The organism is Niveispirillum lacus (assembly GCF_002251795.1).
Taxonomy (GTDB): Bacteria; Pseudomonadota; Alphaproteobacteria; order Azospirillales; family Azospirillaceae; genus Niveispirillum; species Niveispirillum lacus.
In genome coordinates this window covers 255,291-268,387 of sequence record NZ_NOXU01000030.1, presented here as the reverse complement: position 1 = coordinate 268,387, position 13,097 = coordinate 255,291, and the positions used below count along the sequence as shown (strand labels likewise).

Here is a 13,097-nt window from a genome sequence, read left to right as displayed (position 1 = left end):
AGAGCATGGTGCGTGATGGCATTGCAGCGTTTCCTGACGGTCGGTTTGATGAGCGGCACCTCCATGGACGGCATTGACGCCGCCCTGGTTCGCACCGATGGCCATGGCTTCGTAGAACCGCTGGGCTTTATCTTCACCCCCTACCGTCGCGCCTTTCGCGACCGGCTGCGCGCCATTCTGGGCGGGGTTGGCGATGTCGCGGGGGTGGAGGCGGAACTGACCGACCTGCATGCCGAAGCCGTGGAAAGCCTGCTGCGGGTGCAGGAGATCGAAGCATCGAGCGTGGACCTGATCGGCTTTCACGGCCACACTATCCTGCACGCCCCCGACCGCCGCCATACCTGGCAGATTGGCGACGGGGTAAGGCTGGCGGCCGCCACAGGCATCGATGTCGTGCATGATTTCCGAACGGCGGACGTCCAGGCCGGCGGTCAGGGCGCACCCCTGGTGCCGCTCTATCATCAGGCGCTGGCCAGTGACATGGACCGCCCCCTGGCCATCCTGAACATTGGTGGCGTCGCCAACATCACCTGGCTGGGCGAAGGTCCGCTGGATGTGGTGGCCTTTGATACCGGCCCCGGCAATGCCCTGATCGACGATCTGGTTCTGTCCCGCACGGGTGAGCCCTATGATGATGGCGGGCGCATCGCCGGCGCTGGCCATGTCGATGGTGACATGCTGGCCCGCCTGCTGGACCATCCCTATTTCACGGCCCCACCCCCCAAATCGCTGGACCGCGATGCCTGGGCGCAGGCGGCGATGACCAACCTGTCGACGGAAGATGCCGCCGCCACCCTGACGGCCTTTACGGCGGAGACGATCATCCGCGCCCTGGACCATGTTCCAGCAAAGCCCAAACGCTGGCTGATCTGCGGCGGCGGGCGGCGCAACGAGACCTTGATGTGGATGCTGGCCGATCGGTTGGACGGGGTTCCCGTGGCTCCCGTGGACGGCCAGGGCTGGAACGGCGATGCGTTGGAGGCCGAAGCCTTTGCCTATCTGGCGGTCCGTTCCCGGCTCGGTCTGGCTTTGTCGTTGCCCGGCACGACGGGCGTGCCGGCACCGCTGACGGGTGGGCGGTTCCACGCCCACCCACGGTAATTGTTTCCGCTCTGTTTCAACCGCTACCCCTTGACTGCCCCCGATGATACCCAAGATGCCACAGAGCCGGTGGCTTCGGACGGTCATCGGAAGCAAAGACAAGGACAAGGCGACAATGTCAGTACGGAGCGCGTTGATGACAGCGGCGGCCCTTATCGCCCTTTCGGCGACACCCACCTTGGCGGCGGATGCGCCGGCGGGCCATCCCTTCGCCGAGGCACAGGCCAAGCAGGACCCGTTCTTCTGGCTGGAAGAGGTGGAGGGGCAGAAAGCGCTGGAGTGGGGCAAGGCCCATAATGACAAGACCTTCACCCGCCTGAAAAACGATCCGCGTTTCGAGACCATCCGGGCCGAGGCCGAAAGGGTGCTGACCGCCCGGGACCGCATTGCCTATGGCAATCTGGAGGGCGGCAAGGTCGATAATTTCTGGCAGGACCAGACGCATGTGCGCGGCATCTGGCGCCGTGCGACGCTGGACAGCTACAAGGCTGCCGACACCGAATGGGATACGATCCTGGACATCGACAAGCTGTCGGCGGATGAAGGCAAGAACTGGGTCTATAAGGGCCATAATTGCTTCGGCACCGATGCCAATCGCTGCCTGGTCTATCTGTCCGACGGTGGCAAGGACGCCGTCGTCGTCCGCGAATTTGATGTGGCGACAAAATCCTTTGTGAAGGATGGGTTCCAGACCGTTGAATCCAAGCAGACCCTTGATTGGATGGACAAGGATACGCTGCTGGTTGCCACCGATTTCGGTCCCGGCACCATGACCGACAGCGGCTATGCCCGTCAGGTGCGTCTGTGGAAGCGCGGCACCGATCTGGCCGCTGCCCCATTGGTTCTGGAAGTCGGCGTCAAGGATGTGTGGGCGCGCCCCTGGGGCATCCATCGGCCTGAGGGCAGCACCATCCTGCTGCAGCGCGGGCCGACCTTCTTTACCGAGGAATGGCACCAGTTGACGCCCGACGGCAAGGTCGTGAAGCTGGCCCTGCCGCTGGGTGTGGACATGAAGGGCGTCATGAATGGCGACCTGATCGTGGCCATGCGCGACGACTGGCAAGTGGCGGGCAAGACCCTGAAGAAGGGCGACCTGGTCGCTGTGCCGCTGGCCCAGGCGGCAGCAGGCAAGGTGGAAACGGTCGATGTGATCTATTCGCCGGGCGAAACCGCCGCCATCCAGGGCGTAGGCATTGCCAAGGATGCCATCTATCTGGACCTGCTGGATAATGTCGTGGGTCGTCTGGTGTCGGTGCGCAAGGGCGCCTCCGGGTGGACCCAGGCCGAGATCACCCTGCCGGCCAATGGCAGCCTGAACATTGTGTCGACCGACGCCAACAGCACCGATGTGCTGGTCAATTACACCAATTTCCTGCAGCCCGACACGCTGTACATCATGGAAAATGGCGGCACGCCGCAAGCCATCAAGTCCCTGCCCGCCCGATTTGATGCCGCCAACCTGACGGCCGAACAGCGCTTCGCCGTCTCCAAGGATGGCACGCGTGTGCCCTATTTCATTGTCCATAAGAAGGACATGAAGCTAGATGGCAACAATCCGACCCTGCTCTACGGCTATGGCGGGTTCGAGATTGCATTGACCCCGGCTTATATGTCGGTGTTCGGCAAGGCCTGGCTGGAACAGGGTGGCGCCTATGTCGTTGCCAATATCCGGGGCGGCGGCGAATTCGGTCCCCGCTGGCATCAGGCGGCGCTGAAGGCAAACCGTCAGCGCGCCTTTGATGATTTCCAGGCCGTGGCCGAAGACCTGATCAAGAGCAAGGTGACCAAGCCCGCCCGCCTGGGCATCCAGGGCGGGTCGAATGGCGGGTTGCTGACCGGTGTCACCATGACCCAGCGTCCGGACCTGTTCGGCGCCGTGATCGTGGCCGTGCCGCTTTTGGACATGATGCGCTACCACACTATGCTGGCCGGGGCCTCCTGGATGGATGAATATGGCGATCCGGAAAAGGCCGATGAACGCGCCTGGATATCCCGATACAGCCCCTATCAGAACATCCGCAAGGATGTGAAATATCCGGAGGCCTTCGTCTATACCTCCACCAAGGATGACCGCGTCCATCCCGGCCACGCCCGCAAGTTTGTGGCCAAGCTGGAAAGCCAGGGCCACAAGGTCATGTATTACGAGAACATGGAAGGCGGCCATTCAGCAGCCGCCAACCTGAAACAGCGGGCCGAGGTGACCGCGCTGCAGGTCGTGTACCTGACGCAGAAGCTGATCGACCGGTAAGGTCGGACGGCGGAAAAAGGGGGGCTTCGGCTCCCCTTTTTGTTTTGGGCGGGCGTGAGAACGACGTTTCTTCCGTCATCCTGGCGCAAGTCGGGATGAAGAAGGAAGTGCGACGGAATGCCCCCTACGTTTCTTCCGTCATCCTGGCGCAAGTCGGGATGAAGAAGGAAGTGCGACGGAATGCCCCCTACCCTTCCTTCGCCCGGTCGCTGGCGGCCTGCTGTGCTTCCTGCCAGGCGCGGATATCGGCGGGCATGGGCGGGCTTTCCAGGTCGATGCCCATATGGTGCATCAACACCGCAGTGTCGATTGACCGGCCTCTTTCCAGGAACACGCCCTTCACGACAATGACAGCGGCCAGATGGCCGTCCATCGCCTCGAACACATGTTCCAGGTAAATCCACTTGCCTTCCCAGCACAGGACGCGGGTTTTCAGGCGATAGGGCTGAAACGGCTTCAACTCCCGCCGGAACCGGATCATGGCCCCACCCAGCACCGGCGCCCATTTGCGGGCCATCAGCATCTTCAACATGCCCGTGCGGATCATCAGATCGACGCGGCCCAGATCGGCGATGGTAAAGTACCGGCCATTATTCATGTGCAGGTTCGTGTCGATATCATTCAACCAGACACGGAACCCCAGCAGCGACGTGCCCAGCGGGTCCACCCGCCGCCGCGACAGCAGGGCGGCCAGCACGACGCGCAGCAGGCGGAGGATCAAATTCATCGACAGCACCGGAACAGCGGAAAAGACAAAGGGCGGCGCCCTTTTGGCACCGCCCCTTGTTTTGGGCAAGGATGATAGGGGTTGAGGTCCGGCAAGAAATCAAGCCCCAACCATCCTTGCTTTCACCTGACGCGGACGCCCTCAAACGCCGGGCGGGCGCGTCCGCGCCCTTGGCTTGCGGCGCATGGGCGCCGGGCCGCCGGTCGGCGGCCTCCAACGGTCATGGAGAATGACCGTTGGCACGTCCGCATCAGAAGTTCAGATATAGAAGTGGATCTGCGTCCGGTCATAACCCGTGCCAATCATCACCGGCTGGCCCTTCACGACCGGCAGGTCGTGATTGAAGAAATACACGGCCTGCTTCCAGTGGTTGGTGCGGGTCGGCGACTTGGACTGGTAGTCGACCTTCTCATCCATGTGCAGGTCGAACCAGAAGGCCACACCATGGGCGACACCCGTTTCAGACGCCTTGACCGTAAGGACTTTGGCATCGCTGTCGGGCATGTTCTTGTAAAAATCGAAGTACCAGGCTTTCTCGGGCTCTGACAGCATACGATGCGCGTCGGCGGCCAGATCGATGGTGCAGTAGCCCGGCGTGCGGAACTGGTCGAACCGGGACATATCAAAGCCGGAAATGGTGCGCACCGGGCTGATGCGGCGCATATCGTCGGCCTGGATCAGCGAGGCATAGACGGTGGCCGCCGCCGGAATGATCTTGGCATCGGGCTTCAGCAGGTTCTGGCGGGCATGCTGGAGAATGGTCAGCATATCAGGCGCCAGCATGCCGACATTGATCAGTTCGGACACAAAGACATCGGCCTTTTCCGGCATATCCTGCCCCACCACCAGATCGGTGGATTTCTTGCCGATGACGGTGATGTGCTTACCATAGCCATTCAGCGCCACCGTCTCCCGCGCCACATCGACCAGCGGCTTGTGCATCTCACAGGTATAGACATGGCCGGCACCAGCGCGCGCCGCCATCATGGCAACCAGGGCGGAACCCGTGCCGATCTCCAGCACTGTATCCCCCGGCCTCACATTGTTCAGCAGGGCCGCCTCATAGGCGTCGTTGCGCTCATGATCGTTGATCATCGGAATATGCCACGCAGGGATCTGGGTGGAGCGCAGCAATTGCAGGGCGAACAGCACGGCGGCATTGTCCGGCATCCGGTTATGGGCACCGGTCAAGAGCGCGATGGCATCGTCAATGCGGCCCTGGCCCTGGAACACCTGGGCCAGACCGATGGCAGCCTCTGCCCGGCTGGGATCGCCCGCCAGAACATTGGCAAACAGGCGGCCGGCCTCATCCAGGCGATCCGTATAGAGCAGCAGGGCCGCAAGATTGTAGGCCGCGTCCAGGTTCTTGGGACGCAGGGCCAGGGAGTGGCGGAAACAGAATTCCGCCTCGGCCAGGCTGCCCATCTCCCGCAGCGTGTTGCCCAGGTTATTGTGCGCCTCGGCATAGGCGGGGCGGAGTTCCACGGCCTTACGGAAGCAGGGCTCGGCCTCGGCCAGCTTGCCCTGGGCGCGCAGTGCATTACCCAGATTGTTATGGGACAGCGGGTCGCCGTCATCCAGGGCCACAGCCTGGGCGAATTCGACCTCCGCTTCCTCGAACCGGCGGCAGCCATACATCAGGACGCCGCGGCTGTTATGAAATTCGGCCTTGGCGCCATCCAGCGCGATGGCCTTGGAGAACAGCTCGTTCGCCTCTGCCGCGCGGTTGGAACGCAGCGCGATGATGCCCAGCAGGTGGGTGGCTTCCGAATGGGCCGGTTCGGCCTGCAGCGCCGTGCGGCAGCTCATTTCGGCTTCGGCCAGGTAACCGGCCATCAGGTGCTGACGGGAGATGCTGACGCAATCCTGGACGAAGGACATGGGGGTGCTCCTTGGCTTGGCGCTTTACGGCCCCTCCGGGCCAAATCGGTTCGTGGCCTAAACAGCAAGGGACGTGCCAACAGCGGAAATTCCCGTAAATCCAATGTTTTCGGGCGGTCAGGCAAAAGATGCCGGGTCGGCCGTGCGCAGGGCGGGCGGATTTTTCCGCTCCCATCCCGGCAAATCTGTCACGCCTGACGATAGGGGCTTTCCGCCATCAGGTCAGCAATATGGGCTTCCATCGCGGCCCGTTCCTTCAACAGGAAATCGGTAACGGCATAACGCAGGCCACGATGAGCAAGGTAGTGGGCGGAAAAGGTCTTTACGGGCAGATAGCCGCGCTGGATTTTGTGTTCCCCCTGGGCGCCCGCTTCCACCCGGTTCAGGCCCCGTTCAATGGCAAAATCAATGGCACGGTAATAACAGGCCTCGAAATGCAGGAACGGATAGGTCTCCGACCCGCCCCAGTTCCGGCCATAGAGGGTGGTTTCGCCCAGCATGTTCAGCGCCCCACCAACCCAACGCCCACCATCACGCGCCATGACCAGCACCACCCGGTCTGCCATGCCCTGGCCCAACTGGAAAAAGAAGTCACGGGTCAGGTAGGGCGAGCCCCATTTACGGTCGGACGTGGACCGATAGAGCCGGTCAAACGCATCCCAATGTTCTTCCCGGATATCCGTACCGGTCAGGGTCAGCAGTTCCAGACCGCTGTCGGTGACCGACTGGCGTTCCTTGCGCACCATCTTGCGCTTGCGACTGCTGAAGGCGCCCAAGAAATCCTCAAAGCTGCGGTAACCGCGATTGTCCCAATGATATTGCGTGCCAATGCGCGACAGCCAGCCGGCCTCGACCAGACGGTCATGGTCCGCCTGATTGGGGAACGTGACATGGGCGCCGGACAGATCATTACGGCGCGTCAGGCCGGCCAGCGTGGCAATGATGGCCGCAGGGATGCCCGGCGGTGCATCGGCACGGACCAGCAGGCGCGGACCAGTCACAGGGGTGAATGGCACCGCCGATAGCAGCTTGGGGTAATAGCGGCCGCCCGCCTGGTCCAGGGCATTGGCCCAGCCATGGTCGAAGACATATTCGCCATAGGAGTGATACTTGACATAAAGCGGGGCGACACCGACAAGGCGCCCCCCCTCATCGCGCACGGCCACATGGCGGGGGTCCCATCCCGTATTGCCACCCACCGATCCGCTACTTTCCAGCGCAGCTAGAAAAGTATGACGCAGAAACGGATTATCGGCACCGCCGGGCGTGTCCAGCAGACAGGCATCCCAGTCGGATGCCGGAAGTCGGCGGATGTCTTCAACCAGATCAATACTGATATTGTCCAGGTCCTGACCGTCGGGCATGGGTGTCGCCGTCCTGTTGCAGGATCAGGATATAGAACGGGCGGGGCCAAGGCCAAGCGCCACGACACCGCCCGTTTGGGATAAGGCCTTACGCCACTTCCAGAATGGCCTCGATCTCCACCGCGACACCAAAGGGCAGCGACGCCGCCGAGACGGCAGAGCGGGCATGTTTGCCGGCATCGCCAAAAATCTCACCGAACAGTTCCGAGGCGCCGTTGATCACCTTGGGTTGGTCGTTGAAGTCGCCCGTGGAATTCACAAAACCCACCAGCTTCACCACCCGAACGATCCGGTCCAGATCGCCGTCCAGCGCCAACTTGGCCTGGGCAATAATGTTGAGCGCACAGACGCGGGCCGCCTCGCGCCCGTCCTCGATGCTGTAACCCGCGCCCAGCTTACCAACATGGCGCAACTCGCCGTTCCACATCGGCACCTGACCGGAGATGAAAAGCTGGTTGCCGGTACGCACAGCGGGCACATAGGCGGCCAGCGGTACGGCAGCCTTCGGCAACTCGATCGTCAGTTCAGCCAGACGCGCATCAATACGCCCCGCCATGGTGTCCTCCATTCCCAGAATGATGTGGCCGCCTTGATAGCAGCAGGCACCCCCGTCAGGAAAGGGTTTGGTCCGGGATCAGGGCGCTACGGTCGGCGGCGTCAGGATGTAGAAATGCAAGGTCGCCGGCTTGCCCCGTGAATAGTTGAAGCCGGAGAGGGCGGCGACCATCCGGGGTTCGCGGCCGGCAGCACGCAAAGTGGCGGTGAACGCCGCCTCTTCCCGCCCTGTGGTCACCATGCCAATGGCGCAGGCAGGATCGGAGAGAAGATGGGCGGCCACCATTTCGCCGCCGCCCAGCCGGGTCTGCGTGCCGACCAGGAAGACCATCGACGGCTCATTATAACCACCGGCCGCCAGGATGCTGCCGGAACAGGGCTTATGTTGATCCACAACCTGCTTTACCTGCGGGCTGAGCCACATGGGCGCCAGGTTTGGCAAAGCCATGGCGAAGATGCCGACATAGGCCATGAGGGTGGCCACGACCATGGCAAGGCTGGCATTGCCAGCCCCTGAGCGGATCAGCCAGAGGGTCAGGCCACCGACGGTCAGGATAGCCACGGCACCGACGACAGACCCTGCTTGTACCTGCCCCATCAACTGCACCGGGAACCCGACGATGGCCGCGGCAAAGGCCAGCGACACGGCCCCGCTCAGGCCCGTTGCGGCCCAGACCCAGCCGCGCGGCAGGGCGGGCCGGCGGCTGCCAATGACCATCGCCGCCGCCAGCAGGGCCAGGGCCGGCAGGACGGGCAAGGTGTAATGCGGCAGTTTGGTCGCCACCATCTCATGGATCGCCCAGGTCGGAATGATCCAGGCGAGGCAGAACCGCACCGCCACCTCATGCCGGCGCGCCCAGATCAGCGGCAGCGACAGGAAGACCAAGGGCGCCCAGGGCCAGAAGCTGAGCCAGACTGTCGCCAGGAAATATCCGGGCGGCGCCCCATGGCTTTCCTGTCCTGTCCCCGCCTTGCCCAGAAATTCTTGCCCAACCGCCGTGCCAAAAAACGCCCCTTGTGTGGCAATGGTGATGGCGATCAGCCAGGGAAGAATGACGGCCAGGAACAGCGGCAGACCCAGGGCCGGGCGCAGACGGCGCACCCACCAGACTTCCCGGTCGATCAACCACAGAGCCAGGATGGCGGTGCCGACCACCATCAAGATCACGCCCTTGACCAGCACCCCGACGCCCAGCGCGACCCAGAACAGCAGCGCCGTTGGCAAGGGCAGCGCCCGGTCAGGCCGCAGATAAGCCCGCGCCAGCACACCAAAGCAGCCCAGCACACAGGCCAACTGTACCGCGTCCGTCTTGGCCATACGGGCTTCCACGCCCAGGATGACGCAGGTCGCCATCATCATGGCGGCGATGGCGCCCGCCCCCGGCCCGAACAGCGCCAGTCCCACCCAAGCGGTCAGCAGCACGGCGGCGATGGCGCCGATCAGCGACGGCAGCCTGTACATCCAGACCGGTCCCGTATCCTCTCCCCCTGTCAGCAGATGCACCGTCGCCGCCTGCATCCAGTAGATGCCCACGGGTTTCTTGTGCCGCGCTTCGTCCTGGAACCGGATATCGACAAAGTCGCCGGTTTCCAGCATCTGATGGCTGGCCTGGATATAGCGGCTTTCATCCCGATCGAAGGGCGGGATGGTGAAAAAACCTGGCATGAACGCCGCAACCGCCAGCAGGGCCAGCAGCAGCCAGTGCGGGCGGCCTATTGCGCGATAGGCGCTCATGCCCCCACCCCCCGCCGTTCGCGGTGGATCAGATGCAGGTTGCGGGAATAGATGATCAGGGCCGGCAACTGCCCGGCAATGATCACCAACTCATGTTTGAGAAAACCATAGATGGTCAGCAGCAGTCCGCCGCCCAGGCTGAACCACCAGAAGGCGACCGGCATCATGCTGCGGCCCGCACGTTCCGAACTGATCCATTGCACAACAAACCGCATCATGAACATGGCCTGCGCCGACAGGCCGAACAGGACCAGCCATTCCTGACCATCGACGGCGGCGTGCCACCATTGGTTCAATTGGGTCCAGATCATGGTGCCAAGACCTCGGTTGCGGCACCCGGCCGCTTCTGACGACGCAACAGCCACATGACCCCAAACAGATCCCAGACACCCACCGCCGCGCGATGCAGGTTGGTGTATTTGGACAGGCCGGAAATGCGCGGCCGGTCCGTTACGGGCAGATTGGCATAGGCCCGCCCCCGTCCCTTCACAAAGGCCGGGATAAACCGGTGCAGGCAATCGATGGCGGGCAGGTCCAAGAACAGGTCACGGCGGATCAGCTTCAGACCCGACCCGGTATCGGGGCAGTCATCGCGCAGGAGGGTGCGGCGAATGGCATTGGCAGCGCGGGAGGCCAAACGCTTGGACAATGTGTCCTGTCGCTGATGCCGCACCCCATTGACCAGGGCCAGATCATCATCCCCCTGCACAAGGTCGATCAGGGCGGGGATGTCGGCGGGATCATTCTGTCGGTCGCCATCCATGAACACCAGCCACGCGCCCTGGGCCGCATGCGCCCCGGTGACCAGGGCCGCACTTTTCCCGGCGCGGCGGGCATGGCGGATCAGGCGCAGCGTAGGATAGGCTGGCAGGACCTGCTGCACCCGGACGGGGGTGGCGTCGGTGGAGCCGTCGTCAATGACCAGCACTTCAAAGGCCGGGCCCGCCGCCAAGGCGGCATAAAGCTCCTCCAGCAGCGGCAGGATATTGTCCTGTTCATCCAGGACCGGGATCAGAACAGAAAGCTGCACGCAACCTCCAGCCGGTGCGAAACCATTACCCAGGCGACATAATCGGTTCAGGACCGGAAGAAAAGTGACGCTTTCATGCCTCTGCCTCCCGCCCTGTTTCTGTCAGATCCTCTCCATCACCGTCACCCCGGCCAGCGCCAGCCGCGCCAGCGCCGCATCCAGCGACCCGTTCAGGTCGATGGCCCGGCTGGCCCCCGTCAACAGGACCGACGTGAAACCCGCCCGCGCCGCATCCTCGGCGGAGAAGGCGACACAGAAATCAGTGGCCAGACCGGCAAAGAACAGGCGCGTGAAGCCCCGTTCCCGGCAATAACCGGCCAGGCCCGTGGGGGTGTGCCGGTCATTCTCGAAAAAGGCGGAATAGCTGTCGATTGCGGGGCGGAACCCCTTGCGCATCACCAGCGATGCCATGGGAACATCCAGCCCGGCATGAAATTCGGCCCCCGCCGTGCCCTGCACACAATGGGCGGGCCACAGGGTCTGCTCACCATAAGGCAGGCGGATGGTCTGGAAGGGCTGGGCGCCCGGATGATTGTCGGCAAAGCTGGCATGGCCGGGCGGGTGCCAATCCTGGGTCAGGACGACACCGGCGCCCGCTGCCTGGAACCGCCGGGCCAGATCATTGGCCAGCGGCACCACCGCATCGCCATCGGCCACGGCCAGGGCACCGCCGGGGCAGAAATCATTCTGGATATCGACCAGGACCAGCAGATCGGTCGCACACAGCGTCACCATCACCCTTCCCCCGCTTGCGGCTGATATCAATAGGGTACGCGGTCAGCCTTGGCCGTCCAGTCCGTGAACACGGACAGGGCATCATCATTGGGCCGGTGGTCACAGGGAATGATCCGCCGGTCCGGGGCGGCTGCCACCTGTTCATAGATCAGGGCGTCATCAAAACCGATGGCGGCCGCCTGGAACCGGTCATTGGCATAGACGATACGATCCACCCGCGCCCACAGGGCCGACGCCAGACACATCGGGCAGGGTTCGCAACTGGCATAAAGCACCGCCCCGCGCAGATCGAACCGGCCCAGATTGCGGCAGGCGTCGCGGATGGCCACCACTTCGGCATGGGCGGTGGGATCATTGCTGGAGGTGACCTGGTTGCAGCCACGCCCGACCACGTGCCCCGCCATCACCACCACCGAGCCGAACGGCCCGCCCTGCCCGCCTTCCATGCCCTGACGGGACAGGTCGGCGGCGAGCGACAGGAAATACTGGTCTTGTTCGGACATGCAGACGCCATATTCTGAAAATGGAACGCTGCTGCAAGGGATAGCGTCCGGGCACCGGACCTGTCACGGGGTTAATGACAATCTGCGGTGCGTAAACCCTGGTACGGGTCGCGATGGCGGCGGCGAGTGCGGTTAACTGAAATTCAGCAGGCCCGGCGCCTTGTCGATGATCTCTTCCAAGATCAGTTCGGCCGTTTCCAGATCGCCCTTCAGCTTGTCCCCCATGACCGCCGCATATTCGGGGCGGCGCAGCTTTTCTGCCGCATCATGCAGACTGCGCAGTTCGGCGATAAAAATGTCACGGGCCCCCATGGGCAGCATGGTCTTGGCCGACAGCACAAAGAAGAACCGCATTGATGCCCGGACCAGCAGGCCCAGCATCAGCGTGTCCAGCCGGGCATATTCTTCTTTCAGGTCATCGACCCGCGCCGTATCCACCGCGCGCAGGCGCCCCTCGATCAGGATACACAGCGCCCTGAACTCCCCCACCTTATTGCGGAAGTCGTTATAGGCGAGGAAACTGTCCTTTGCCGCCTCTTCCTCCGCCTGTTTGGCCAGTCGGATCGCATCGCGTGCCTGGCGCTCCAGGGCGCCCAGCAGGTCCTGCACTTCCTTGCGGGTATAGGTGCGTTTCATGATCAAGGCCATTGCCACCAGACGGAGCATCATTGCGGCCCCTATATAGGCGGTTGTTCTGCCAACCGAAAGGGTTCCCGTAGGGATGGTAGCCAGGGGGATAAAAAGCGGGGGTGTGCCCTATCTTGCGTTTGATTGCCGCACCTCTTCACGTCTTCCCCGCGAAAGCGGGGACCCAGCCGAAGGCGCGGTCAGCGCCGACATGACTCGGCACCGCCAGCGACAGCAAAAACTTCCCGAACGACACATAACCGGGTTACCTTACCTACGGTATCAGTGTGCAGCGGCCCGTCGATGTTTTGCGGAGTTTAAAATGAGCAGTTTCCCTCTGCGCATCCCAGACGACCTGAAGGCCGAAGCCACCCGTCTGGCGGAGATGACAGGCGTCAGCCTGAACCAGTATGTGGCAACCGCGTTGGCCTCCCGTGTCGGTGCCCAGGTGGAGGCCGAACGCTATTTCGCCGCCCGTGGTGCCCGCGCTGTGCCTGGCCGCGCCAAGGAAATCCTGGCGCGCTCCGGCGTCGGCAATCAACCACGCGACGATGATCGGGTGGCGTGAGGGCGCCTACGTCCCGGTCACGA

At 63.1% G+C, this 13,097-nt stretch carries 13 protein-coding genes; 3 read left to right on the top strand and 10 right to left on the bottom strand.

Annotated features, from left to right (window positions below; all coding sequences use genetic code 11):
* Positions 1 to 15: 15 nt before the first annotated feature.
* Together CHU95_RS14195 and CHU95_RS14190 are read left to right on the top strand one after the other, a co-directional pair.
* Positions 16 to 1,101, top strand: coding sequence for an anhydro-N-acetylmuramic acid kinase (locus CHU95_RS14195; RefSeq protein ID WP_207762502.1), 1,086 nt, complete (start codon positions 16 to 18; stop codon positions 1,099 to 1,101).
* 115 nt (positions 1,102 to 1,216) lie between these two features.
* Complete coding sequence (locus CHU95_RS14190; protein ID WP_094457253.1) at positions 1,217 to 3,349, top strand: prolyl oligopeptidase family serine peptidase; 2,133 nt, start codon at positions 1,217 to 1,219, stop codon at positions 3,347 to 3,349.
* Between the two features lie 187 nt (positions 3,350 to 3,536).
* Here CHU95_RS14190 and CHU95_RS14185 read toward each other — a convergent pair whose 3' ends face one another.
* The 10 genes from CHU95_RS14185 to CHU95_RS14140 all read right to left on the bottom strand — a co-directional run bounded on the left by CHU95_RS14185 (position 3,537) and on the right by CHU95_RS14140 (position 12,548).
* The gene (locus CHU95_RS14185; protein WP_094457252.1) at positions 3,537 to 4,076 is read right to left on the bottom strand and encodes a thioesterase family protein; all 540 of its coding nucleotides are present in this window, start codon (positions 4,074 to 4,076) and stop codon (positions 3,537 to 3,539) included.
* Between the two features lie 258 nt (positions 4,077 to 4,334).
* Positions 4,335 to 5,957: a tetratricopeptide repeat protein gene (locus CHU95_RS14180; protein WP_094456981.1), complete on the bottom strand. Its 1,623-nt coding sequence runs from the start codon at positions 5,955 to 5,957 to the stop codon at positions 4,335 to 4,337.
* A 188-nt stretch (positions 5,958 to 6,145) separates the two neighbouring features.
* A complete protein-coding gene (locus tag CHU95_RS14175; protein WP_094456980.1) occupies positions 6,146 to 7,321 on the bottom strand; it encodes a GNAT family N-acetyltransferase in 1,176 nt (391 codons plus the stop codon).
* 88 nt (positions 7,322 to 7,409) lie between these two features.
* Positions 7,410 to 7,877, bottom strand: coding sequence for a RidA family protein (locus CHU95_RS14170; protein ID WP_094457251.1), 468 nt, complete (start codon positions 7,875 to 7,877; stop codon positions 7,410 to 7,412).
* A 78-nt stretch (positions 7,878 to 7,955) separates the two neighbouring features.
* The gene (locus CHU95_RS14165; RefSeq protein WP_094456979.1) at positions 7,956 to 9,611 is read right to left on the bottom strand and encodes an ArnT family glycosyltransferase; all 1,656 of its coding nucleotides are present in this window, start codon (positions 9,609 to 9,611) and stop codon (positions 7,956 to 7,958) included.
* Positions 9,608 to 9,922 carry a lipid-A-disaccharide synthase N-terminal domain-containing protein gene (locus CHU95_RS14160; RefSeq protein ID WP_094456978.1) on the bottom strand — a complete coding sequence of 105 codons (315 nt, stop codon included), beginning with the start codon at positions 9,920 to 9,922 and terminating at the stop codon, positions 9,608 to 9,610. Before CHU95_RS14160 ends, CHU95_RS14165 begins: the two co-directional genes overlap by 4 nt.
* Complete coding sequence (locus tag CHU95_RS14155; RefSeq protein WP_094456977.1) at positions 9,919 to 10,641, bottom strand: glycosyltransferase family 2 protein; 723 nt, start codon at positions 10,639 to 10,641, stop codon at positions 9,919 to 9,921. Before CHU95_RS14155 ends, CHU95_RS14160 begins: the two co-directional genes overlap by 4 nt.
* 102 nt (positions 10,642 to 10,743) lie before the next feature.
* Positions 10,744 to 11,376, bottom strand: a complete 633-nt coding sequence (gene pncA, locus CHU95_RS14150; protein ID WP_094456976.1) for a bifunctional nicotinamidase/pyrazinamidase — start codon at positions 11,374 to 11,376, stop codon at positions 10,744 to 10,746.
* A gap of 26 nt (positions 11,377 to 11,402) precedes the next feature.
* On the bottom strand, positions 11,403 to 11,879 hold the full coding sequence (locus CHU95_RS14145) for a nucleoside deaminase (protein ID WP_094456975.1): 477 nt from the start codon (positions 11,877 to 11,879) through the stop codon (positions 11,403 to 11,405).
* Between the two features lie 132 nt (positions 11,880 to 12,011).
* Entirely contained in the window at positions 12,012 to 12,548 is a 537-nt protein-coding gene (locus CHU95_RS14140) for a hypothetical protein (protein WP_245838251.1), read from the bottom strand.
* Between the two features lie 280 nt (positions 12,549 to 12,828).
* Between CHU95_RS14140 and CHU95_RS14135 the strand changes: the two genes are divergently transcribed.
* Positions 12,829 to 13,074 carry a toxin-antitoxin system HicB family antitoxin gene (locus CHU95_RS14135; protein WP_094456974.1) on the top strand — a complete coding sequence of 82 codons (246 nt, stop codon included), beginning with the start codon at positions 12,829 to 12,831 and terminating at the stop codon, positions 13,072 to 13,074.
* Positions 13,075 to 13,097: the final 23 nt, after the last annotated feature.

Coding starts and splice junctions, on each gene's coding strand:
- CHU95_RS14165 (WP_094456979.1), bottom strand. CDS start 9,611: ATGAGCGCCTATCGCGCAATAGGCCGCCCGCACTGGCTGCTGCTGGCC.
- CHU95_RS14145 (WP_094456975.1), bottom strand. CDS start 11,879: ATGTCCGAACAAGACCAGTATTTCCTGTCGCTCGCCGCCGACCTGTCC.
- pncA (WP_094456976.1), bottom strand. CDS start 11,376: ATGGTGACGCTGTGTGCGACCGATCTGCTGGTCCTGGTCGATATCCAG.
- CHU95_RS14160 (WP_094456978.1), bottom strand. CDS start 9,922: ATGATCTGGACCCAATTGAACCAATGGTGGCACGCCGCCGTCGATGGT.
- CHU95_RS14190 (WP_094457253.1), top strand. CDS start 1,217: ATGTCAGTACGGAGCGCGTTGATGACAGCGGCGGCCCTTATCGCCCTT.
- CHU95_RS14180 (WP_094456981.1), bottom strand. CDS start 5,957: ATGTCCTTCGTCCAGGATTGCGTCAGCATCTCCCGTCAGCACCTGATG.
- CHU95_RS14140 (WP_245838251.1), bottom strand. CDS start 12,548: ATGATGCTCCGTCTGGTGGCAATGGCCTTGATCATGAAACGCACCTAT.
- CHU95_RS14185 (WP_094457252.1), bottom strand. CDS start 4,076: ATGAATTTGATCCTCCGCCTGCTGCGCGTCGTGCTGGCCGCCCTGCTG.
- CHU95_RS14170 (WP_094457251.1), bottom strand. CDS start 7,877: ATGGCGGGGCGTATTGATGCGCGTCTGGCTGAACTGACGATCGAGTTG.
- CHU95_RS14195 (WP_207762502.1), top strand. CDS start 16: ATGGCATTGCAGCGTTTCCTGACGGTCGGTTTGATGAGCGGCACCTCC.
- CHU95_RS14175 (WP_094456980.1), bottom strand. CDS start 7,321: ATGCCCGACGGTCAGGACCTGGACAATATCAGTATTGATCTGGTTGAA.
- CHU95_RS14135 (WP_094456974.1), top strand. CDS start 12,829: ATGAGCAGTTTCCCTCTGCGCATCCCAGACGACCTGAAGGCCGAAGCC.